Here is a 20,916-nt window from a genome sequence, read left to right on the forward strand (position 1 = left end):
GGCGTCAGATCAGCTCCCCTGCTCCAGCTCGGTGACGAGCGCGACCCGACGGAAGCCCGCCCCGGACAGCGTGCCCATCACCTTCATCACCTGCCCGTAATTCACGTTGCGGTCGCCCCGAACGTAGATGCGTTCCTCATAGCCGGAGTTCGTGATGGCAATGAGGCGCGGCGCGAGGTCTTCGACCGCGACCGGGGTCTCCTGAAGAAAGACCTCGCCCTTGGTGTTCACCGTGATCGTCAGCGGCTCCTTCTCCTCGTTCAGAGGATTGGCCGAGGTCTGCGGCAGGTCGATCGGCACTCCGACGGTGAGCAGCGGCGCCGAGACCATGAAGATGATCATCAGCACCAGCATCACGTCGACCATCGGGGTCACGTTGATCTCGGACATGACGGCGCTGCGCCGACGGCGTCTCGCCCCGTGCGCGCCGCCTCCGCCGCCGCCGCCGCTCATGCCCATGAGATCGCTCCCGCAAGGCTCATCGCGTCAGCCTCGCTCGTCGAGCTGGCGAGACAAGATGGCGGAGAACTCGTCGGCGAAGCCTTCCATGCGGCTCGCCTGGCGCGTCACCTGGCTGGAGAACTTGTTGTAGAAGATGACCGCGGGAATGGCGGCCACCAGGCCGATCGCGGTGGCGAACAGCGCCTCGGCGATGCCGGGGGCCACGACCGCGAGCGAGGTGTTCTTCGAGGCGGCGATCGACTGGAACGAGGTCATGATGCCCCAGACCGTGCCGAACAGGCCGATGAAGGGGCCGGCCGAGCCGACGGTGGCGAGCACGAGGAGCTTGGATTCCAGCCGCTCGACCTCGCGCGAGATCGTCACGTCGAGCACCTTGTCGATGCGCTGCTGGAGGCCGGCGACGGATCGGCCGCCGCTCTCGTAGGAGCGCTTCCACTCCCGCATCGCCGCCACGAACAGCGCGGCCATCGAGGTGTTCGGCCGGTTCGACAGCGAGCGGTAGAGCTCCTCGAGGCTCTGGCCGGACCAGAAGATCTTCTCGAAGCGGTCCATGTTGCGCTTGGTGCGCGAGAACAGGAGCTGTTTGTCGACGACGATCGCCCAGCACCAGACCGACGACGCGAGCAGTCCGAGCATCACGAACTTCACGACGAAGTGGGCCTGCAGGAATAGGCCCCACAGCGACATGTCTGGCGTAGGCATCGTCCGGTCGTCTCCACGCTCCGGTGTGGCGGGCGTCGCGTTTCGCCGCGCGGGCGGCTCGAAAGAAAGCCGGCCACGCCGGGCATCCACGGGACGTCGGGCTCGGAGCGTCCGCGCTAGTCGCGCGCTAATGTGTTGAAACTGCGACCCGGACCCGCTTCCCCACGTCGTTAATGACTTGTCAGGGTTAATGACGCGTTACCAAACCGGGCTGTGGCGATGGCGCCGCAGCGCCGCGCCGCACCCGAGGTCGTCCCGCCATGTTCCGCACGCTCGCCCACGCTCTCCTGCTCGCCCTCCCGGCGGCCCCGGCGCTCGCCGCCGACGACGGCCTCAGCGCGGCGACGGTCGCCGTCCAGGCGATCGCGCCGACCGCGGACGGGCGCGCGCGGGTGTCGGAATGCACCGGCGCGCTGATCGCGCCCGACCTCGTGCTGACCGCCGGCCATTGCCTGGACGGGATCGCGTCGCCCTCCCAGGTGGCGGCCTTCGCCTATGACGGCGACCGGCCGAAGGCGCCGCCGCTGCGCGTCGCGCGGTTCGCGCGGCATCCCGATCATGTCGTCGGCTGGCGCGAACGGGCCGGCGATCCCTCCACGCGGCGGGCGGAGATCGCCGCCGATCTCGCGCTGCTGAAGCTCGCCGCGCCGACGCCCGCGCGCCCGCTCGCGCTCGCGCCCGCCGCCGCCGGCGCGCCGTCGCTCACCGCGGGCACGGGCCGCGACGGGCCCGGCGCCGACGCGCGCTCGGGCCGACTCAAGCTCACCCCGGCGACCGAGGTGCGCTTCGCGACCGGCGAGGGCCCGCGCATCGCCTTCGCGAGCCTCGCGCGCGCCGCCTGCCGTGGCGACTCCGGAGGTCCGGTGGCGCGCGACGGCGCGCTCTGGGGCGTGGTCGCGGCGATCCTGAAGGCGCGCGGCGGCTGCGGCGCGCGGATCGTCGTCACCCCGGTCGACCCCGCCTCCGAGGGCTTCCGGCGCATGCGGGCCGCGCTCGACTGAAACCGCCCGCCCTGGTTGTCGCCCGACGGACACAGGCGCGGGACCGAAACGCCGGCGCGCCCGGCGTGAACGGACGTTTGGGATTCGGCGTGCCATGGTGCGCCGAGACCCCGACCGCAGACTCGCCCCCGGCGGCGCCGATCCGGATTTTCGTACATGCGTTCCATCCTGCTTCGCGCCTCCGCCGCCATCGCCTTCGCAGGGCTGCTGGCGACCCCGGCGGCCGCGCTCTCCGGCGGCTCGCCTGCGCCCGCGGGCGATCGCCTCACGCGCGCGACGGTGTTCATCACCAGCCTGACGCCGACCGCCCGCAACCGCGCGCAGGTCGCGAACTGCACCGGCGTGCTGATCGAGCGCGACCTAGTGCTGACCGCAGGCCATTGCCTTGCGGACCTCGGCGGCCCGAGCGTCGTGGTGGCTCAGTTCTTCGACCGCTCGAACCGCATCGCCGAGACGATCGAGGTCGCGGCCGGCGCGATGCATCCGGACTTCGCCGGCCGGGGCGACGCGGAAAACCCGCGGCCGGACCTGCTGGGCGCCGATCTCGCGATTTTGAAGCTCGCGACGCTCGCGCCGAAGGGCCGCCGGCCGATCGCGCTCGCGAAACGTCCGGTCGAGGCCTCGAAGCTGAAATCGATCCTCGCCGGCGCGGGCCTCCGCACGCCGGCCGACGAAGCCTCCGCCGGTCAGCTCCGGTTCGCCCGCGTGAACGCCGAGGTCGTGACGGACGGTCCGACCGCCGTCGCCCTCGGCACCACCGGCGGCGCGGTGTGCCGCGGCGATTCCGGCGGGCCGGTGATCAGCTCCGGCGGCCTCTGGGGCGTGGTGATCGCGATCGTCCGTCGCAAGAACCTCTGCAACTCGACGATCTTCATGGCGGTGGTCGACCCGGAGTCGCGCGGCTTCCGCAACATGCTCGCGCGCGCGCGGCGGGGCTGACGCGCGGCCGCCGCTACTCCGTCCGCGCCATTTCCTTGCGCATGCGCTCCGGCATCCGCACCGGCCGCCCCTCGCGCACGTAGGCGCAGACGGCGAGGCCGGTGACCAGCGTCTCGCCGTCCCGGGTCACCGACTGGCCGAGCGTCAGCGACGCCTGCTTCACGTCATGCACCCAGGTGGTGATGGCGACGACGTCGTCCATGTGCGCCGGCCGCAGGTAGTCGACCGTCATGCGGCGAACGACGAAGCCCTCGCGCACGGTCTCCCACAGTTTGCGGTGGTCGAAGCCGATCGCCCGCAGGATCTCGGTGCGTCCGCGCTCCATGTAGCGGAGGTAATTGGCGTGGTAGACCGCGCCGGAAAAGTCGGTGTCCTCGTAGTAGATGCGCAGCGTCAGCACATGGCGCACGCCGTCGAGGCGCCCCCCGACGCCGTCTTCGAGATTAGCGGTCATCAGTCCTCGCCGAGGTCGAACAGCGGCGCCTGGGAGGTGGCGCTCGGAACGCTCAGCCCCAGGTGCCGGAAGGCGTGCGCGGTGAGCATGCGCCCCCGCGGCGTCCGCTGGATGAAGCCCTGCTGGATGAGATAGGGCTCGATGATCTCCTCCACCGCGTCGCGCGGCTCCGACAGGGCGGCCGCGATCGTCTCCACGCCGACGGGGCCGCCGTTGTAGTGGGTCGCGATCATCGAGAGATAGCGCCGGTCCATGGCGTCGAGGCCCAGGTCGTCCACGTCGAGCAATCTTAGCGCGCGGTCGGCGCTTTCGCGCGTCACTTCCGCGTCGCCCGACACCGCGGCGAAGTCGCGCACCCGGCGCAGCAGCCGTCCCGCGATGCGCGGCGTGCCGCGCGATCGCCGCGCGATCTCGCGCGCCGCTTCGGGCCGCATCGGCAGCCCCAGCACCCGCGCGCCGCGCCGCACGATCAGCTCCAGTTCGTCGACTTCGTAGAAGTTCAGCCGGATCGGGATGCCAAAGCGGTCGCGCAGCGGCGTCGTCAGCAGGCCCGCGCGGGTCGTCGCTCCGACGAGCGTGAACTTCGACAGGTCGATCCGCACCGATCGGGCCGCCGGCCCCTCGCCGATGATGAGGTCGAGCTGGAAGTCCTCCATCGCGGGGTAGAGGATCTCCTCCACCGCCGGGTTGAGGCGATGGATCTCGTCGATGAAGAGCACGTCGCGCTCCTCGAGGTTGGTCAACAGCGCCGCGAGGTCGCCGGCCTTGGCGATCACCGGACCGGAGGTGGCGCGGAAGCCGACGCCGAGCTCGCGCGCGACGATCTGGGCGAGCGTGGTCTTGCCGAGCCCCGGAGGGCCGGCGAACAGCACATGGTCCAGCGCCTCGCCGCGGGCTTTGGCGGCCTGGATGAACACCGAGAGGTTTTCGCGCGCCTGTTTCTGGCCGGTGAAGTCCGCAAGCGTCTGCGGCCGGATCGACGCCTCGAGGTCGAGGTCGTCGTCGCGCATATGCGGGTCGCGGACGGGGCTTTGGGCGGTCATCGCGGCGCAGCGAAGGCGTTTGTGTCGGTCACACCGAACGTCTCGCACGTCGATCGCGACCGCGCTACATTTGGTGCGGACCGGAGAGCCCCATGAGCCGCGCGACCGCCGACTACGACTACATGTCGTTCGACGACTTCGAAGAGTTTCTCGCGGACAAGCCGAAGAACGAGCGCTGGGAGCTGATCGGCGGTCGCGTCGTCAAGATGACGGTGAGCGTGCGCTGGGAGCATAACTACATCATCCAAAACCTCGCCTCCGGCATTCGGGAGCGTCTGCGGGCTGCAGGCTCGCCGTGCCGGACGCTCACTGAGACGTTTTACCTCAAGGAGCGCGAGCTCAACGCCTCGCTGCTTCCGGACGTGCTTGTGCATTGCGGGCCGCTGCCGCCCGGCGCCACCTCGGTCCAGACCCCGGTCGTACTGGTCGAGGTGATGTCGAACGGCACGGAAGCGCGCGACCGCATGGCGAAATGGCATGTCTATCAACGCATTCCGTCGTTGATGCATTACGTGCTCGTCGTCCAGGATCGCGCTCATATCGAAACCCTCGATCGGATCGACGGGGTCTGGCGCGGCCTTCAGGTTATCGACGGCCTCGAAGCGATCCTCCCGCTTCCCGGCATCGGCGTCGAGGTGCCCCTGGCCGACATCTACCGCGACGTTCTCAACCCCGCCTGACCCCTCACTTCGCCAGCTCCTTCAGCCCGGCCCGGATCAGCTGCTCCGTCGTCGCGCCGTCGCCCGCGGCCTTCAGCGCGGCCGCGATGGCGCCGCTCGCCTGCGGGGCGGCGTAGCCGAGGTTGACGAGGGCGGAGACCGCGTCGCGCGCGGGCTGAGGCCCACGGGCCTCAGCGACCTCGCCGGCGAAGCGCGCGAGCGCCGGATCGACGTCGGCGAACAGCGGCGCGCGGTCCTTGAGCTCCGCGGCGATGCGCATCGCGACCTTGGGGCCGACGCCCGGCGCCCGGGAGATCGCCGCCTTGTCCTGCAGGGCGATCGCGGTCGCGAGGTCCGAGGCGTCCATCACCGACAGCACGCCGAGGGCGACCTTCGTGCCGACGCCCTGCACCGTGTTCAGCAACCGAAACCACTCGCGCTCCAGATCGGCCATGAAGCCGAACAGCTGGATGCGGTCCTCCCGCACATGGGTTTCGATCGAAAGCCGCGCGATCTCGCCGGCCTTCGGCAGCCGCTGCAACGTGCGGGCGGAGCAGTGCACGACATAGCCGACGCCGCCGACGTCGAGGATGACCCAGTCGGGCCCGACGGAATCAACCGTGCCGGTGAGCTTGCCGATCATGCGCTCATCCTCGTCGCCGCCGCGAGGCGCGCGCGGGCGCCCCGGTGCTGGGCGTGGCAGATCGCGACGGCGAGCGCGTCGGCCGCGTCGGCTCCCTTATAGGTCGCCTTCGGCAGCAGGATGGCGATCATGGCCTGGATCTGCCGCTTCTCGGCGTGGCCGGCGCCCACCACGGTCTTCTTCACGAGGTTCGGCGCGTATTCCGCGACCGCGAGCCCCGCGAGCGCCGGCACCAGCATCGCCACGCCGCGGGCCTGTCCGAGCTTGAGCGTGGCCGACGGGTTGTTGTTGACGAAGGTCTCCTCGACCGCCGCCTCGTGCGGCGCGTGCTCGGCGAGAACGGCGGAGAGCCCGGCGTGCAGGGCCGCCAACCGGTCGGCGAGATCGCGCGTGTCGTCGGGCGTGATCACGCCCGCGGCGACGAAGGACAGGCGGGACCCTTCGGCGACGATGATCCCCCAGCCGGTACGGCGGAGGCCCGGGTCGACGCCGAGGATGCGAATCGGTGCGAGGCTCATGACGACCGATGTAACGGCCGAAGGTTTACGGAACACAAGCAGAACGTCCGCCACGGCGGAAATTCCGGAGCCATTCCGCCTCGAACCTCCCTTCCCTTCTCCCCTTGCGGGAGAAGGTGGCGCGAAGCGCCGGATGAGGGGTCGTCCGGGCCATCCTGAAACGTTGGAGGGCGTCCCGGACGACCCCTCACCCCTACCCTCTCCCGCAAGGGGAGAGGGGGACTACGACGTTGCGGGTCATTTGAAAGTGATGGAGCCGAGCTTCGCGCCCGTCTACGCCGCGGCCATCGCCCCATAGCGGCGGGCGGCTTCGAGGGTGAGGCCGGCGCCGACCGCGCCGAAGACGTCGCCCTCCACCACACGGACGCCTGGCAGGCCGCCGAGGATCGCGGCGCGCACGTGCGGCACGCGGGTGGAGCCGCCGGTGAGGAACACGGCGTCGATCTCGCCGGCGCCGACGCCGGCCTTCGCGAGGCAGCTCGCCACGCAGGCCGTGATCTTCTCCGACTGGCGCCGGGTGTGGGCGATGAAGCCGTCGCGCGTCAGCTCCGCCGTCAGGTCCCTCTCCACCAAGTCCAGCGGCAAGGTCGCGCGCTCGGCGTCGGAGAGCCTGATCTTGCCCGCCTCGACGTCGGCCGCGAGACCATGGCCGGCCTCGGCCTCGATCACGGTCAGCAGCCGGTCCAGCAGCTCGGGCTTCGCCGCCTCGCGCCGGACCTCGCGGATTTGCCGCGCGGTGCGGCCGTCGTAGAGCTTGTTGATGCTCGACCAGGTGGCGAGGTCGTGGAAATAGGTCGAGGGGACCTCGAGCTCCTTGCGCTTCATGGGCGAGCCGAGGCCGAGCAGCGGCATCACCGCGCCGAGGCTCAAGCGGCGGTCGAAGTCGACGCCGCCCACCCGCACGCCGTCGTTGGCGAGGATGTCCGAGCCGCGCTCGGCGCGGCCGTGCCGGTCGGGCGAGAGCCGGATGACCGAGAAGTCCGAGGTGCCGCCGCCGATGTCGGCGATCAGCGCCAGCTCCTCGCGCGAGATCTCGCGCTCGTAGTCGAGCGCGGCGGCCACCGGCTCGTACTGGAACGACACGTCCTTGAAGCCGACCGAGAGCGCGATCTCGCGCAGCGTCGCCTCGGCGCGGGCGTCGCCCTCCGCGTCGCCGTCGACGAAGTGCACGGGACGGCCGTGCACGACCGCGTCGAGCGCGCGGCCCGAGGCCGTCTCCGCGCGGCGCTTCACGATGGCGAGGTAGCGCGCGACGACGTCGCGGAACTTCACCCGCTCCCGACCGATCACCGTCGCCTCGTCGATCAGCGCGGTGCCGAGCACGGACTTGAGGCTGCGCATCAGCCGGCCAGGCTCGCCGGCGAGGTAGGCGGCGAGCGCCGCCCGGCCGACGCGGGACTCGCCCGAGGGCGCGAAGAAGATGGCGCTCGGGATCGTCAGCTCGTCGCCTTCGAGCGGCGCAAGCCGGGCCTGCGCGCCCGCGAGGCCGAGCGTGGTGTTGGACGTGCCGAAATCGAGGCCGCAGGCGGTCATGGAATGCGCCGGTGCTGGGACGGGGGCGCGTCTTCTAACCGCGTCGGCTGGCCGCGTCCATGCCGGGGGAGCGGAGGAGGGCCGCAGCTGCAGGGCGACCGGGCATTCGCATCAAGTTCCGCGACGGAAGATCGTAAGGCGTCGTCCTCCGGCTTGGCCGGAGGGCGACGGCCCGAGGACCGTTCAGCCGCTGATCTTCGCCATGATCTCGTCGGAGATCTCGTAGTTGCCGAAGACGTTCTGGACGTCGTCGTCGTCGTCGAAGGCGTCGAGCAGCTTGAGCAGCGAGGCCGCCTTCTCCTCGTCGAGCGGCGTGGTCGTGGTGGGTCGCCACACGACCTTGGTGCTTTCCGCTTCGCCGAGCGCCGCTTCGAGCGCCTTCGACACCTCGTTCAGGTCCTCGAAGGCGCAGGTGACGACGTGGTTCTCGGCGTCAGACTCCACGTCCTCCGCGCCAGCCTCGATCGCCGCTTCGAGCACGGCGTCGGCGGTGCCGGCCTTGGCCGGATAGACGATCTCGCCCACGCGGTTGAACATGAAGCCGACCGAGCCGGTCTCGCCCAGCGCGCCGCCGGCCTTGGTGAAGTACGAGCGCACGGCCGAGGCGGTGCGGTTGCGGTTGTCGGTCAGCGCCTCGACGATGACGGCGACGCCGCCGGGGCCGTAGCCCTCGTAGCGGACCTCGTCGTAGTTCTCGCCGTCGGCGCCCGAGGCCTTCTTGATGGCGCGCTCGATGTTGTCCTTCGGCATGGACTGCGACTTGGCGGCGCTGATCGCGAGGCGCAGCCGCGCGTTCATGTTCGGGTCGGGCAGGCCCGCCTTCGCCGCGACCGTGATCTCGCGGGCGAGCTTCGAGAACAGCTTCGCCCGGACCGCGTCCTGGCGGCCCTTGCGGTGCATGATGTTCTTGAACTGGGAATGACCGGCCATGGTCCGCTCCGACGTCGTCTTCTTATTGGGGGACGCGTCCGGTCGCCGATGTTTCAGGCGCGCGCGGCGGATCGCGTCCGGCGATTGAGGTGCGCGGCGTTATAAGACCACGTTTTTGGGAAGGAAAGGCCGGCTTACTCCCAGAAGTCCGGCCGCGCTTCGCTGAGCGCCCCGCCGATGCGCACCGGCGCGATCCGCGTCGCGAGGCCGCGCCCGTCGACCTCGACGGCGAGGCCGGAGAGCGTGCCCTCGCCTTCCGCCGGCTCGAAACGGCCGGAGGGCAGCTTGCGCAGGAAGCGCTGGATCGGCTCGTCCTTCTTCATGCCGAGCACGCTGTCGTAGTCGCCGCACATGCCGGCATCGGACATGTAAGCCGTGCCGCCCGCAAGAATGCGGTGATCGGAGGTCGGCGTGTGGGTGTGGGTGCCGACCACGAGCGTGGCGCGTCCGTCGAGAAAGTGGCCGAAGGCCTGCTTCTCGCTGGTGGCTTCGGCGTGGAAATCGACCACCACGGCGTCCGCCGCCTCGCCCAGCGGGCAGGCCTCGAGCTCGGCGTCGATCGCGCGGAAGGGATCGTCGAGCGATGTCCCCATGAAGACGTTGCCCATGACGTTGACCACGAGCACGCGGGCGCCGTTGCGCGCCTCGATCAGCTGCGCGCCGCGTCCGGGCGTGCCCTTGGGGAAGTTGACCGGGCGCACGAGCCGGTCCGCGCGCTCGGCGAACACCAGCGCCTCGCGCTGATCGAAGGCGTGGTTGCCGAGGGTGACCGCGTCGCAGCCGGCGTCCAGCAGGTCGTTGTAGATCGCTTCGGTGATGCCGAAGCCGCCCGCGGCGTTCTCGCCGTTGATCACGACGAGGTCGAGCCCCCAGCGCTCGCGCAAGGCCGGCAGCCGTTCGGCCACCACATTGCGCCCGGCGCGGCCGACCACGTCGCCGAGAAACAGAAGTCGCATGCGGGAACCCCGGATGACTGTGACGCGCGCCGGCCCTCAGGACCGACGCGCTTCACTATCCGAGCTTTGCAGCGCCGTCATCGCAGGAATGCGGGCCGCAGGCCGTGATCAGCGGGCGATCGCCTGGCCGGTGGCGGTGACGTCGCGCTTCGCGCCGCGAACGGTGTTTGCGCAGGCGGCCATCGAAACGGAGAAGGCGACGAGAACGGTGAAAGCGATGAGGCGACGCGCCATGTGCAGAACTCCCGGACAGCGAGCAAACCGGCCTCAAGGGATCCGGCGGCAGATGAACGCGCGACAGGCCGCCATGGTTTCGCCACGCCCGCGTTAAACTGCAGGCGCGTATCCGAACTCCGTCAGCACGCCGTCCAGCCGCTGGTCGTAAGCGTCGGTCGGCACGCGCTCCACCTCCTGCGCGGCGAAGGCGAGCCCGACCGCGGTGGTGGGCCGCGACGCCCTGAGCTTTTCGAGCGACCGGTCGTAGAAGCCGCCGCCATAGCCGAGACGGAAGCCGTGGGCGTCGAAGGCCGCGAGCGGGGCGAACAGCAGGTCGGGCTCGACCTCCTCGGCGGCGTCGCCCGGCTCCAGAAGGCCGAAGCGGCGGGTCTCGAGCGGCTCGCCCGGCGCCCAGGCGCGGAACATCAGCGGCGCGTCCTTGCGCGCGATCACGGGCAGGCAGAGCAGGACGCCCATGGCGTGGAGCCGCGTCATCAGCGGCGCCGTTTCGATCTCGCCGCGGATCGCGACGAAGACGGACACGCGCCGGGGCCGCAACCTGGCCACGAGCTCGGCTCCGACCTCGGCGACGGCCTCGGCCGCCTGCGCGCGTTCGTCGGGCGGGATCGCCGCCCGGCGCGCGAGCGTCTCGGCCCGTAGCGCCGCCTTGAGGGCGGCGGGGTCGGTGGTCGTCGTCTGGGTCATGAAAGATGAGAAGCGCGGAGCCGCAGAGGCCGTTGGATGTAAGATCCCGGGACACCTACATAGTAGGTGGGCGCCGTTGTGACCAAGACCACGGTCGAGACCAGTGACAGCTCCCGTTCGGAATCGTAAGGGCCCGGGGATTCAAGTCTCCTGACGCACCCCGCAGCACCGCAACGCCAATGTAGGCGAGCGAAGGGCGAAGCGCCAGTGGCCTCAGCGCGGCGGCAGGCCGAGCGATGCCCGAAATTCGTTGATCGGAATCGACGGATACGAGAGTTCGCCGACCGGCGCGAAACGTTTTGGTCGCGGGGGCCGCATGGAAAGGACGAGATCGGGCGGCGGCGGAAGCGCCCCCACGACGCGACGCCTCGGTGGAGGAACAAGATCCCGCGTGTCAAACGAGGTCGAGTCTAAGCGAACGGCGTTGAGGGTGAGCGTCTCGAGCATGTGCGCCGCACCATCGAAATCGTGCGGTTCATAGGGCCGATCAATCGTTTCGTAATGGATGAGAGCTTGCTCGACGAAACCGATGGCCGCGACACAGCCGTCTGAAATCGTGAAGTAAGCTGCTGTCGTGTCGCGCTGGAATGCAGTGGTCCCCGTGAAACGATATTCAGCCAACGCGCCGTCCAGCCGGGACGAACGGAACGTCTTCAAACGGCCTGTCGGCTCGATCTGATCATGTAGACCGCTCCCTCCGCCAGACACAGCAACAAGCGGTCGCCAAAGATCGTCGACATCCTTGTCCCCCGCCTGGCTCCGGCCCGTGACCATCACGCTCAGGACAACGTCGCCATAAGGAGCGCAACTTCGGCACAAGACGAATGTGAGCCCCCGATGCCCTTGGGAGAACTGGACTCGTGGATCGGTCGACCCAAGCCGGTATTCCCGCAGTTGGCCTCCCTCCGCGAGGATCTGACCGTAGCGGAAGCCGCCGCCCTTCCAGACGCAGGCTGACGCCTCGGCGTGGGCCGATCCGATCAGGGCCATCGCACAGATCAACGATCGCAGGCACTGAGCGAGACGTGGTCGCAGCCGCCCTACTCCCGCCGCACCCCGTCCGACAGTTCCTCCGCCAGCCGCTCCAAGCGTTCGGCGGCGGCGGCGATCTCGTTGGCGACGTTGGCGTGGCGGCCGTCGACGGCGGCGCCGGCGTCCGCCTGGGCGGCCTTGAGGCCGGCGATCTCGGCTTCGAGCGCCGCGTGGCGCTTCTTGGCCTCGCTCAGCTCGTCCGCCACCATGATCGCGGTCATGATCGAGAGGCGGACGTCGCCGACCTCGCCGAACGTGCCGCGCAGGTTGGAGAACCTGCCGTCGACCTCCCGGCCGAGCGCGAGCAGGTGCTCCTCCTCGCCCTCCCCGCAGGCCATGCGGTAGTCGCGTCCGCCGATCGTGACCTTGACCTGCGGCACCGCGATCAGCCCTCCGTCTCGGCGAGCGCGGCGCGCACCGCGTCCATGGCCGCGTCGATGCGCGTCGCGAGCTCGCGGTCGCCCTCCCCCGCCGCCTCGGCGCGCTGGGCGGCCTGGTCGAGCAGTTCCGCAAGGCGCAGACGATCGTCGGCGAAGGCGCCGAGCTCCTCCTCGCGGGCGCGGGCGGCGTCGGCCGCATCGAGCGCGCGGCCGACCGCCGCCTCGGCCGCGTCGAGCGCGGCGTCGAGACGTTTCAGCGCGGCGTCCAGCTCGCTCACCCCTAGCTCCCCCGGCGTCGGTCGCGACCAAACGCGAAAGCGTCGATCAGGCAAGACCTTGCGCGCCTGATTTTAAGAGCTGCGTCGAAGTTGCGTCAATCGCGCGAGCCCCGGCGTCCACGGCTTTCGCGGAAACCACGCCGGACGCTGCGTATTGACATGTTTGGGCGCCCCTTTAAACGTCCGGGCGCCCTCGGCGTCCGCCGCAGTTTCGAGGGCGTAGGCGTCTCCCCCCAGGCGCTCGCCCGACGACCGCGCGGCGGGTCGACCCGTCTTTCGTAGGGATCGCTTCGTCCGGCGAAACGTTCTCCGCGAGACAGAACTCAAGGATCGGATCTCCCACGATGACCGACGCGATCGACACCCGCCGGCTGGCGAACGCCATCCGCGCCCTTTCCATGGACGCGGTCGAGAAGGCGAACTCCGGCCATCCCGGCATGCCGATGGGCATGGCGGACGTGGCGACCGTGCTGTTCACCAAGGTCCTGAAGTTCGACGCCGCCGACCCTCACTGGTTCGACCGCGACCGTTTCGTGCTCTCCGCCGGCCACGGCTCGATGCTGCTCTATTCGCTGCTGCATCTGACCGGCTCGAAGGAGATGACGATCGACGAGCTGAAGCGCTTCCGGCAGGTCGGCTCGCGCACGCCGGGCCACCCCGAGCGCGGCCACACCGAAGGCATCGAGACCACCACCGGCCCGCTCGGCGCCGGCATTTCGAACGCCGTCGGCCTCGCGCTCGCCGAGCGCATCCTCGCCGCCCAGTACCCGACGCTGACCGACCACCGCACCTTCGCGATCTGTTCGGACGGCGACCTGATGGAGGGGATCAGCCAGGAGGCGATCGCGATCGCCGGCCACTACAGGCTGAGCAAGCTCGTCTTCCTCTACGACGACAACGGCATCTCGATCGACGGCGAGACCTCGCTGTCGGACTCGGTCGACCAGATCGCCCGTTTCCAGGCCTGCGGCTGGAACGCCGTGCGCATCGACGGCCACGACGCCGAGGCGATCGAAGCCGCGATCAAGGCGACCGAGGGCTCGGACAAGCCGACGCTGATCGCCTGCAAGACCACGATCGGCTTCGGAGCGCCCAACAAGGGCGGCACCGAGAAGGTGCATGGCTCGCCGCTCGGCGCGGAGGAGATCGCCGCCGCCCGCAAGGAGCTCGGCTGGGAGTATCCCCCGTTCGTGATTCCGGACGACGTGAAGCAGGCCTGGGCGCAAGCCGGTTCGCGCGGCGCAGGCGCCCGCGCCGAGTGGGAGAAGCGTCTGGACGCGCTCGGCGCCGACGAAAAGGCCGAGTTCCTGCGGCGGCAGCGCGCGGAGCTTCCCGCGGGCTTCGCGCAGGCGATGGCCGACTACAAGGCGAAGCTCTACGCCGAGCCCAAGGAGATGGCGACGCGCAAGGCCGGCGAGGCCGCGCTCGCCGTCGTGTCGCAGGCCCTTCCGGAGCTGGTCTCCGGCTCCGCCGACCTCACGCCGTCGAACAACACCTTCACCAAGAACATGACGGTGGTCTCCCCGGGCTCCTACGGCGGCACCTTCGTGCACTGGGGCATCCGCGAGCACGGCATGGCGGGCGCCATCAACGGCATGGCGATCCATGGCGGCCTGCTGCCGGTGGGCTCGACCTTCCTCGTGTTCTCCGACTACTGCCGCCCGCCGCTGCGCCTCGCCGCGCTGATGAAGCTGCGCGTGGTGCAGGTGTTCACCCACGACTCGATCGGCGTCGGCGAAGACGGTCCGACCCACCAGCCGGTGGAGCACCTCGCGAGCCTGCGCGCGATCCCGAACCTCAACGTGTTCCGCCCGATGGACACGATCGAGACGGCGGAGGCGTGGGAGCTCGCGGTCTCGAGCCTTGAGCGCCCGAGCCTGCTGGTGCTCACGCGCCAGAACCTGCCGCAGCTCCGGCTCGAGGATAAAGGCAACCTGACCGCCAAGGGCGGCTACGAGCTCGCCGCCGCAGACGGCCCGGCCAAGGTCAGCCTGTTCGCGACCGGCTCCGAGGTCAGCCTCGCGATGGAGGCCAAGGCCAAGCTCGACGCCGCGGGCGTTCCGACCCGCGTGGTGTCGATCCCCTGCTTCGAGCTGTTCTTCGACCAGCCCGGCGCCTATCGCGCCGAAGTGATCGGCACGGCGCCGGTCAAGATCGCGATCGAGGCCGCGATCCGGCAGGGCTGGGACGCGATTGTCGGCTCCGACGGCGGCTTCGTCGGGATGTCGAGCTTCGGCGAGAGCGGCCCGTACAAAGAGGTCTACGCGCACTTCGGCATCACGACCGGAGCCGTCGTGGCGCTCGCGAACGCGATGGCCGAGACCTCCGCATAATCACGGGCGTGAATGGCGTCCTACGCCAAAACTCATGCGCATTTTTTCCCGCGAGGCCCCATATAGGGGCCCGCGGCGGCCCGCGACCCTTCAGGATCGCAGGCCCGCGTCGACAGGGATGACAATCGGGGCGTCGGGCGGCGAAGCGCGGCGCGACAGGGAAGGGAAGACACGACAATGGCGGTGAAGGTCGCGATCAACGGCTTCGGGCGCATCGGGCGGCTCGTGCTCCGGGCAATCGTCGAGTCCGGGCGCAAGGACATCCAGGTGGTCGCGATCAACGACCTGGGGCCGGTGGAGACCAACGCTCACCTGCTGCGCTACGACTCGGTCCACGGCCGCTTTCCCGCCGAGGTGACCGTCAACGGCGACGTCATCACCGTCGCGGGCCATGGCGACATCAAGGCGACCGCGATCCGCAACCCGGCCGAGCTGCCGCACACCGAGCTCGGCGTCGACATCGCGCTCGAGTGCACGGGTCTCTTCACGGCGAAGGACAAGGCCGCCGCGCACCTGCAGGCCGGCGCGAAGCGCGTCATCGTCTCGGCTCCCGGTGAGGGCGTCGACCTGACGGTCGTGTTCGGCGTCAACGAAGACAAGCTGACGAAGGACCACCTGATCGTCTCGAACGCGTCCTGCACCACGAACTGCCTGGCGCCCGTCGCCAAGGTGCTGAACGACGCGATCGGCATCGATCACGGGTTCATGACGACGATCCATTCCTACACGGGCGACCAGCCGACGCTCGACACCATGCACAAGGACCTCTACCGCGCCCGCGCGGCGGCCCTCAGCATGATCCCGACCTCGACCGGCGCCGCCAAGGCCGTCGGCCTCGTGCTGCCGGAGCTCAAGGGCAAGCTCGACGGGGTCTCGATCCGCGTGCCGACCCCGAACGTCTCCGTCATCGACTTCAAGTTCGTCGCCAAGCGCCCGACCAGCGTGGAGGAGGTCAACGACGCCGTGAAGGCTGCGGCCGCCGGCAAGCTCAAGGGCATCCTCGACGTGGTCGACGCGCCGCTGGTGTCGTCGGACTTCAACCACAACCCGCACTCGTCGAGCTTCGCTCTCGACCAGACCAAGGTGCTCGAAGGCACCTTCGTGCGCGTGCTCAGCTGGTACGACAACGAGTGGGGCTTCTCCTCGCGCATGTCGGACACCGCGACCGCGCTCGCGAAGTTCCTCTGAGGCCTGACGCGGGCCGGACCGCTGGCTGTGTTCCGGCTTCCGCCGGGACACAAGTTCGAGGGCTTGCCCAGGTTCTCTGACGACCAATAAAAGCCGAACGGCCGCGCTGGGGGACATAGCCTGATGACCGATTTCAAGACTCTCGACGACGTCGACGTCGCGGGCAAGCGCGTGCTCGTGCGCGTCGATCTGAACGTCCCTATGGAGGGCGACCGCGTCACCGACGACACGCGGCTGCGGGCGATCCAGCCCACGCTGAACGAGCTCGCGCAAAAGGGCGCGAAGACCGTTCTGCTCGCGCATTTCGGCCGGCCGAAGGGCAAGCGCGACGAGGCTCAGTCGCTGAAGGTCGTGATCCCGGCGCTTGAAAAAGCGCTGATGCAGGACGTCGGCTTCGCGAACGACTGCGTCGGCGAGGCCGCGGAGGCCGCCGTCGCCCGCATGACTCCCGGCGACGTGCTCCTGCTCGAGAATGTCCGCTTCCACGCGGGCGAGGAAAAGAACGACCCGGCCTTCGCCGCCGAACTCGCCAAGCTCGGCGACATCTACGTCAACGACGCCTTTTCCGCCGCGCACCGCGCGCACGCCTCGACCGAAGCCCTCGCGAAGCTGCTGCCGGCCTACGCCGGCCGCTCCATGCAGGCCGAGCTCGACGCGCTGACCAAGGCGCTCGGCGCGCCTGAGCGCCCGGTGGTCGCGGTCGTCGGCGGCGCCAAGGTCTCGACCAAGCTCGACCTGCTCGGCAACCTCGTCGCCAAGGTCGACTACCTCGTGATCGGCGGCGGCATGGCGAACACCTTCCTCGCGGCCAACGGCGTCGACGTCGGCAAGTCGCTGTGCGAGCGCGACCTGCTCGACACCGCGCGCGACATCACGGCCAAGGCCGCCGCGGCGGGCTGCCGGATCGTGCTGGCGAGCGACGGACGGCTGTCGAAGGAGTTCAAGGCCAACGCCCAGAACCGCGTCGCGCCGGTGACCGACGTCGCCGCCGACGAGATGATCCTCGACATCGGGCCGGACGGCGTCGCGGAGGTGTCCGCCGTGCTGGAGACGGCCAAGACGCTGGTGTGGAACGGCCCGTTCGGCGCTTTCGAGATCGCGCCCTTCGACAAAGGCACGGTCGCGGTCGCCCGCAAGGCGGCGGAGCTAACCGACGAAGGCCGTCTTCTGTCCGTCGCCGGCGGCGGCGACACTGTGGCCGCCCTCAACCACGCGGGCGCCGCGGACAGCTTCACCTACGTGTCGACTGCGGGCGGCGCCTTCCTCGAATGGCTCGAGGGCAAAGATCTGCCGGGCGTGAAGGCGCTCGCCGCGACAAGATAGGCGTTCTGTTCTATATCAGGCGCAAACTGCGAACCCGGACTTCGAGAGGCCCATGAACGCTCAGACCAAGATCACCCCCGCGACCCATTCGCTCATCACGCCGCGGGTCAAGGAAATCCTGTCCTGGTACGAGAGCGACAACCCGGGCACGAAGGCGAACCTCTACCGCCTGCTGATGACCGGTCGCCTCGCGGGCACCGGCAAGCTGGTGATCCTGCCCGTCGACCAGGGCTTCGAACACGGCCCGGCGCGGTCCTTCGCGCCGAACCCGGCGGGCTATGACCCGCACTACCACTATCAGCTCGCGATCGACGCCGGCCTCAACGCCTACGCCGCGCCGCTCGGCATGCTGGAGGCCGGCGCCTCCACCTTCGCCGGCCAGATCCCGACCATCCTCAAGATGAACAGCGCGAACTCGCTGTCGCGCCTCAACGAGGACGCCGACCAGGCGGTGACCGCGTCGGTCGCGGACGCAGTGCGTCTCGGCTGCTCGGCGATCGGTTTCACGATCTATCCCGGCTCGGACGCGGCCTACGACCAGTTCGAGGAGATCCGCGAGCTGTCCGCCGAAGCCAAGTCGGTCGGCCTCGCGGTCGTGGTGTGGTCCTACGCCCGCGGCGGCACGCTGACGAAGAAGGGCGAGACGGCCGCCGACGTCATCGCCTACGCCGCCCACATGGCGGCGCTGCTCGGCGCCCACATCATCAAGGTGAAGCCGCCGTCGGATCACCTCGAGCTCGACGCCGCGAAGAAGGCCTACGAGAAGGCCAAGATCCCGGTCTCGACGCTGTCCGAGCGCATCCAGGACGTCGTCAAGAGCTGCTTCGGCGGCCGCCGCATCGTCATCTTCTCAGGCGGCGAGACCAAGAACGACACCAACGCGCTGCTCTCCGAGATCAGCCAGATCGCGGCCGGCGGCGCCTTCGGCTCGATCATGGGCCGCAACGCCTTCCAGCGCCCGCGCGACGAGGCGATCGAGCTGCTCGGCAAGATCATCGACATCTACGCCAAGGCGTGATCGACGTCTGATCTCATCCCGGACGTCGCGGCGCGAGCCGCGGCGATCCGGGATCGTCGTTTCGGGGGGTCGTTCGTCCGCACGACAATCCCGGCTCCGCGCCGAGGACGCGCGGTCCGGCCGACGGCGTCCCGCCCCGCTTTCGCCACGCTCGGGCGTGAGACAGCGTCCACGCCATTCCCCGTCCGTCCGAGCCCCATGACCCTTCCCCATCGCACCCGCCTGATGCTCGTGACCCCGGAGCTCGCCGAGACCGAGGCCTTCGCGCCGGTCTTCGCCGCGGCGCTGGCGGCCGGCGATGTCGCCGCCGTGGTGGTTCGGCTCGCGGCCGCCGACGACCGCACCCGGATCGCCCGCGCGAAGCCCCTGATCACGACGGCCCAGGAGGCCGGGGCCGCCGTGCTGCTCGCCGGCGACGGCGTCGAGGACATCATCGGCAAGGCCGGCGCGGACGGCGTTCATCTCGTCTCGTCGACGCTGCTGCCCGACATGGTCGAGCGCTTCAGCCCCGAGAAGATCGTGGGCTTCGCCGCCCCGCGCTCGCGCGACGCCGCCATGGAGGCGGGCGAGGCCGGAGTGGACTACCTGCTGATCGGCCTCGACGGCGCGGAGCCGTGGGACGCGGAGACCATCCGCGACCGCACGGAATGGTGGGCCGAGATCTTCGAGGTGCCCTGCGCCGGCTTCGCCGCCACGATCGACGACGTCGCGGCGATCGCCGCCACGGGCGCCGAGTTCGTCGCGCTGGGCGACGCCGTGTGGCGCCACGAGGACGGCCCGGCGGCCGGAGTCGCCGCCGCCGGCGCGCAGATCTCGCTCGGCCGGGCCCCGACGCCGTGAGCCCGCGCGCCGCAGCCCTCGCGGCGCTGCTGGCGGCTTCACTCGGGGCCGTCGGGCCCGCGATCGCGCAGCAGAGGCCTCGTCAGGGCGAGCTCCCCGCCCCGGCCGAGCTTTCGGTGCCCAGCCTGCGCGACATGATGATCACCACGCCGACCCCTTCGGGCGTTCCGAACGCGCCCGAGGAGAAGAAGGCGCCGGAGCCGCCGGTCGACCCGAACGCCGATCTCGCCTACGGCGCGTTCCAGCGCGGCCATTACATCGCCGCCATGGCGGAGGCGCGCAAACGCGTCGAGGGGCGCCGCCTCGACCCCGCTGCGATGACACTGATCGGCAAGCTCTACGCCGACGGTCTCGGCGTCGGCCGCAACGAGGCCGAGGCCGCGCGATGGTTCGAGCGCGCCGCGGCGCTCGGCGACCGGGAGGCGATGTTCGCGCTCGGCCTCGCGCGGCTCCAGGGCGTCGGCGGCGAGAAGGACCCCAAGGAGGCCGCCGACTGGTTCGCGAAGGCGGGCGAGATCGGACAATCCGAGGCGCTCTACAATCTCGGCGTGATGCGCCTGCAGGGCGAGAACGGCCGGCCGGACTTCAAGGGCGCCGCCGAGGCGTTCAAGGCGGCGGGCGACGCCGGCCAGGCCGACGCCCAGTACGCCTACTCTGCGCTCCTGAAGGAAGGCCGCGGCGTCGACAAGAACGTCGAGGACTCCGTGCGCTGGCTCGCCCGCGCCGCGGCGCAGGATCAGATCGCCGCGCTGGTCGAATACGGCATCGCGCGCTTCAACGGCTCGGGCGTGGAGAAGGACGAGGCCGACGCCGCCCGGCTGTTCGAGCGGGCGGCGGAGCGGGGCAACGCGATCGCCCAGAACCGCCTCGCCCGGCTCTACGCCTACGGCCGCGGCGTCGGCCGCGACCCCGCCCGCGCCACGGCCTGGCATCGCCTCGCCCGCGCCCAGGGCCTGAGCGACGCCTGGCTCGAAGGCTTCGTCCAGACCCTGTCGGAGGCCGACCAGGCCAAGGCGGACGAGCTGTCGAAGCGCTGGGAGGCGAGGCTCGGTCCCCTGCCGGCGGCGGAAGCGGCGCTTGCGGGCTCTGGGTCCCCCGCCCCCAAACCTTGACGGCGGGCGTCCGCGGGGGCAAACGAGCGCAACCTTTTTTAAACGCCGCGTCCTACGCGCCGCGGCGCTCGTCCGGAAGACAGCCCCATGAAGATCAACGGCAACCAGATCACCCCCGGCATGGTGCTCGAGCACCAGGGCGGCCTCTGGGCCGCGGTGAAGACCAACGCCGTGAAGCCCGGCAAGGGCGGCGCCTTCAACCAGGTCGAGATGAAGAACCTGATCGACGGCCGCAAGCTCAACGAGCGCTTCCGCGCCGACGAGACGGTGGAGCGCGTTCGCCTCGAGCAGAAGGACTTCCAGTTCCTCTACGCCGAGGGCGAGGATCTGGTGTTCATGGACACCAGCACCTACGAGCAGATCACGCTCGCGACCGAGTTCGTCGGCGAGCGCGCGGCCTTCCTGCAGGACGGCATGCAGGTGACGGTGGAGATGCACGAGGAGCGCCCGATCGGCATCAAGCTGCCCGACCAGGTGACGCTCGAGATCGTCGAGGCCGATCCGGTGGTGAAGGGGCAGACCGCCGCCTCCTCCTACAAGCCGGCGAAGCTCGAGAACGGCCTGCGCGTGATGGTGCCGCCGTTCATCGGCTCCGGCGAGCGCATCGTGGTCGACACCAACGAAGTGACCTACCTGCGTCGCGCGGACTGA

24 protein-coding genes and 1 other RNA gene are annotated in these 20,916 nt (G+C 70.0%); 10 read left to right on the forward strand and 15 right to left on the reverse strand.

Going from position 1 to position 20,916, the window contains the following annotated elements; translation table 11 throughout:
• Positions 1-9: 9 nt before the first annotated feature.
• Together tolR and tolQ are read right to left on the reverse strand one after the other, a co-directional pair.
• Positions 10-459 (reverse strand): protein TolR, encoded by a 450-nt coding sequence (gene tolR / locus K244_RS0111340; RefSeq protein WP_020186386.1) that lies wholly within the window; start codon positions 457-459, stop codon positions 10-12.
• Between the two features lie 27 nt (positions 460-486).
• On the reverse strand, positions 487-1,164 hold the full coding sequence (tolQ, locus tag K244_RS0111345; protein WP_024816461.1) for a protein TolQ: 678 nt from the start codon (positions 1,162-1,164) through the stop codon (positions 487-489).
• A gap of 260 nt (positions 1,165-1,424) precedes the next feature.
• Here tolQ and K244_RS0111350 point away from each other — a divergent pair, with 260 nt between their 5' ends.
• Both K244_RS0111350 and K244_RS0111355 read left to right on the forward strand, forming a co-directional pair.
• Positions 1,425-2,165 (forward strand): trypsin-like serine protease, encoded by a 741-nt coding sequence (locus K244_RS0111350; protein WP_020186388.1) that lies wholly within the window; start codon positions 1,425-1,427, stop codon positions 2,163-2,165.
• Positions 2,166-2,321: 156 nt separating this feature from the next.
• A complete protein-coding gene (locus K244_RS0111355; protein ID WP_020186389.1) occupies positions 2,322-3,104 on the forward strand; it encodes a S1 family peptidase in 783 nt (260 codons plus the stop codon).
• Between the two features lie 13 nt (positions 3,105-3,117).
• Here the strand turns inward: K244_RS0111355 and ybgC are convergent, their stop codons facing one another.
• Entirely contained in the window at positions 3,118-3,558 is a 441-nt protein-coding gene (gene ybgC / locus K244_RS0111360; protein ID WP_020186390.1) for a tol-pal system-associated acyl-CoA thioesterase, read from the reverse strand.
• Complete coding sequence (gene ruvB / locus K244_RS0111365; protein WP_020186391.1) at positions 3,558-4,568, reverse strand: Holliday junction branch migration DNA helicase RuvB; 1,011 nt, start codon at positions 4,566-4,568, stop codon at positions 3,558-3,560. Before ruvB ends, ybgC begins: the two co-directional genes overlap by 1 nt.
• A 125-nt stretch (positions 4,569-4,693) precedes the next feature.
• Between ruvB and K244_RS0111370 the strand changes: the two genes are divergently transcribed.
• Entirely contained in the window at positions 4,694-5,281 is a 588-nt protein-coding gene (locus K244_RS0111370; RefSeq protein WP_020186392.1) for a Uma2 family endonuclease, read from the forward strand.
• A gap of 4 nt (positions 5,282-5,285) precedes the next feature.
• On the opposite strand, the gene ruvA is transcribed toward K244_RS0111370, so the two are convergent.
• The 11 genes from ruvA to K244_RS0111415 form a co-directional block, all read right to left on the reverse strand.
• Positions 5,286-5,903, reverse strand: coding sequence for a Holliday junction branch migration protein RuvA (gene ruvA, locus K244_RS0111375; protein ID WP_020186393.1), 618 nt, complete (start codon positions 5,901-5,903; stop codon positions 5,286-5,288).
• Positions 5,900-6,421, reverse strand: a complete 522-nt coding sequence (gene ruvC, locus K244_RS0111380) for a crossover junction endodeoxyribonuclease RuvC (RefSeq protein ID WP_020186394.1) — start codon at positions 6,419-6,421, stop codon at positions 5,900-5,902. Before ruvC ends, ruvA begins: the two co-directional genes overlap by 4 nt.
• 273 nt (positions 6,422-6,694) lie before the next feature.
• Entirely contained in the window at positions 6,695-7,954 is a 1,260-nt protein-coding gene (locus K244_RS0111385) for an Hsp70 family protein (RefSeq protein WP_020186395.1), read from the reverse strand.
• Between the two features lie 183 nt (positions 7,955-8,137).
• Positions 8,138-8,884 (reverse strand): YebC/PmpR family DNA-binding transcriptional regulator, encoded by a 747-nt coding sequence (locus K244_RS0111390; protein ID WP_020186396.1) that lies wholly within the window; start codon positions 8,882-8,884, stop codon positions 8,138-8,140.
• Between the two features lie 134 nt (positions 8,885-9,018).
• Entirely contained in the window at positions 9,019-9,840 is an 822-nt protein-coding gene (locus K244_RS0111395) for a TIGR00282 family metallophosphoesterase (protein WP_020186397.1), read from the reverse strand.
• Between the two features lie 108 nt (positions 9,841-9,948).
• Complete coding sequence (locus tag K244_RS23915) at positions 9,949-10,074, reverse strand: hypothetical protein (RefSeq protein WP_020186398.1); 126 nt, start codon at positions 10,072-10,074, stop codon at positions 9,949-9,951.
• 93 nt (positions 10,075-10,167) lie between these two features.
• Positions 10,168-10,761, reverse strand: coding sequence for a 5-formyltetrahydrofolate cyclo-ligase (locus K244_RS0111405; RefSeq protein WP_020186399.1), 594 nt, complete (start codon positions 10,759-10,761; stop codon positions 10,168-10,170).
• Between the two features lie 13 nt (positions 10,762-10,774).
• A non-coding RNA gene (gene ssrS, locus K244_RS23130) (6S RNA) lies at positions 10,775-10,933 on the reverse strand.
• 41 nt (positions 10,934-10,974) lie between these two features.
• Positions 10,975-11,751, reverse strand: coding sequence for a hypothetical protein (locus K244_RS23605; RefSeq protein ID WP_155931704.1), 777 nt, complete (start codon positions 11,749-11,751; stop codon positions 10,975-10,977).
• Between the two features lie 50 nt (positions 11,752-11,801).
• On the reverse strand, positions 11,802-12,173 hold the full coding sequence (locus K244_RS0111410; RefSeq protein ID WP_020186400.1) for a cell division protein ZapA: 372 nt from the start codon (positions 12,171-12,173) through the stop codon (positions 11,802-11,804).
• Positions 12,174-12,178: 5 nt separating this feature from the next.
• Positions 12,179-12,451, reverse strand: coding sequence for a DUF4164 family protein (locus K244_RS0111415; protein WP_020186401.1), 273 nt, complete (start codon positions 12,449-12,451; stop codon positions 12,179-12,181).
• A gap of 344 nt (positions 12,452-12,795) precedes the next feature.
• Between K244_RS0111415 and tkt the strand changes: the two genes are divergently transcribed.
• The 7 genes from tkt to efp all read left to right on the forward strand — a co-directional run bounded on the left by tkt (position 12,796) and on the right by efp (position 20,916).
• Positions 12,796-14,784: a transketolase gene (tkt, locus tag K244_RS0111420; RefSeq protein WP_020186402.1), complete on the forward strand. Its 1,989-nt coding sequence runs from the start codon at positions 12,796-12,798 to the stop codon at positions 14,782-14,784.
• Positions 14,785-14,961: 177 nt separating this feature from the next.
• The gene (gap, locus tag K244_RS0111425; RefSeq protein WP_020186403.1) at positions 14,962-15,972 is read left to right on the forward strand and encodes a type I glyceraldehyde-3-phosphate dehydrogenase; all 1,011 of its coding nucleotides are present in this window, start codon (positions 14,962-14,964) and stop codon (positions 15,970-15,972) included.
• Positions 15,973-16,095: 123 nt separating this feature from the next.
• Positions 16,096-17,295 (forward strand): phosphoglycerate kinase, encoded by a 1,200-nt coding sequence (locus K244_RS0111430; protein ID WP_020186404.1) that lies wholly within the window; start codon positions 16,096-16,098, stop codon positions 17,293-17,295.
• Between the two features lie 52 nt (positions 17,296-17,347).
• Entirely contained in the window at positions 17,348-18,313 is a 966-nt protein-coding gene (locus K244_RS0111435) for a class I fructose-bisphosphate aldolase (protein ID WP_020186405.1), read from the forward strand.
• A gap of 198 nt (positions 18,314-18,511) precedes the next feature.
• Complete coding sequence (locus K244_RS0111440) at positions 18,512-19,153, forward strand: thiamine phosphate synthase (RefSeq protein WP_020186406.1); 642 nt, start codon at positions 18,512-18,514, stop codon at positions 19,151-19,153.
• Entirely contained in the window at positions 19,150-20,265 is a 1,116-nt protein-coding gene (locus tag K244_RS0111445; RefSeq protein WP_020186407.1) for a tetratricopeptide repeat protein, read from the forward strand. The genes K244_RS0111440 and K244_RS0111445 overlap by 4 nt, the downstream gene beginning before the upstream one ends.
• A gap of 87 nt (positions 20,266-20,352) precedes the next feature.
• The gene (gene efp / locus K244_RS0111450) at positions 20,353-20,916 is read left to right on the forward strand and encodes an elongation factor P (protein WP_020186408.1); all 564 of its coding nucleotides are present in this window, start codon (positions 20,353-20,355) and stop codon (positions 20,914-20,916) included.

The organism is Methylopila sp. 73B (genome assembly GCF_000526315.1).
In the GTDB taxonomy this organism is placed as follows: domain Bacteria; phylum Pseudomonadota; class Alphaproteobacteria; order Rhizobiales; family Methylopilaceae; genus Methylopila.

Coding starts and splice junctions, on each gene's coding strand:
- tolR (WP_020186386.1), bottom strand. CDS start 459: ATGGGCATGAGCGGCGGCGGCGGCGGAGGCGGCGCGCACGGGGCGAGA.
- tolQ (WP_024816461.1), bottom strand. CDS start 1,164: ATGCCTACGCCAGACATGTCGCTGTGGGGCCTATTCCTGCAGGCCCAC.
- K244_RS0111350 (WP_020186388.1), top strand. CDS start 1,425: ATGTTCCGCACGCTCGCCCACGCTCTCCTGCTCGCCCTCCCGGCGGCC.
- K244_RS0111355 (WP_020186389.1), top strand. CDS start 2,322: ATGCGTTCCATCCTGCTTCGCGCCTCCGCCGCCATCGCCTTCGCAGGG.
- ybgC (WP_020186390.1), bottom strand. CDS start 3,558: ATGACCGCTAATCTCGAAGACGGCGTCGGGGGGCGCCTCGACGGCGTG.
- ruvB (WP_020186391.1), bottom strand. CDS start 4,568: ATGCGCGACGACGACCTCGACCTCGAGGCGTCGATCCGGCCGCAGACG.
- K244_RS0111370 (WP_020186392.1), top strand. CDS start 4,694: ATGAGCCGCGCGACCGCCGACTACGACTACATGTCGTTCGACGACTTC.
- ruvA (WP_020186393.1), bottom strand. CDS start 5,903: ATGATCGGCAAGCTCACCGGCACGGTTGATTCCGTCGGGCCCGACTGG.
- ruvC (WP_020186394.1), bottom strand. CDS start 6,421: ATGAGCCTCGCACCGATTCGCATCCTCGGCGTCGACCCGGGCCTCCGC.
- K244_RS0111385 (WP_020186395.1), bottom strand. CDS start 7,954: ATGACCGCCTGCGGCCTCGATTTCGGCACGTCCAACACCACGCTCGGC.
- K244_RS0111390 (WP_020186396.1), bottom strand. CDS start 8,884: ATGGCCGGTCATTCCCAGTTCAAGAACATCATGCACCGCAAGGGCCGC.
- K244_RS0111395 (WP_020186397.1), bottom strand. CDS start 9,840: ATGCGACTTCTGTTTCTCGGCGACGTGGTCGGCCGCGCCGGGCGCAAT.
- K244_RS23915 (WP_020186398.1), bottom strand. CDS start 10,074: ATGGCGCGTCGCCTCATCGCTTTCACCGTTCTCGTCGCCTTCTCCGTT.
- K244_RS0111405 (WP_020186399.1), bottom strand. CDS start 10,761: ATGACCCAGACGACGACCACCGACCCCGCCGCCCTCAAGGCGGCGCTA.
- K244_RS23605 (WP_155931704.1), bottom strand. CDS start 11,751: ATGGCCCTGATCGGATCGGCCCACGCCGAGGCGTCAGCCTGCGTCTGG.
- tkt (WP_020186402.1), top strand. CDS start 12,796: ATGACCGACGCGATCGACACCCGCCGGCTGGCGAACGCCATCCGCGCC.
- gap (WP_020186403.1), top strand. CDS start 14,962: ATGGCGGTGAAGGTCGCGATCAACGGCTTCGGGCGCATCGGGCGGCTC.
- K244_RS0111430 (WP_020186404.1), top strand. CDS start 16,096: ATGACCGATTTCAAGACTCTCGACGACGTCGACGTCGCGGGCAAGCGC.
- K244_RS0111435 (WP_020186405.1), top strand. CDS start 17,348: ATGAACGCTCAGACCAAGATCACCCCCGCGACCCATTCGCTCATCACG.
- K244_RS0111440 (WP_020186406.1), top strand. CDS start 18,512: ATGACCCTTCCCCATCGCACCCGCCTGATGCTCGTGACCCCGGAGCTC.
- efp (WP_020186408.1), top strand. CDS start 20,353: ATGAAGATCAACGGCAACCAGATCACCCCCGGCATGGTGCTCGAGCAC.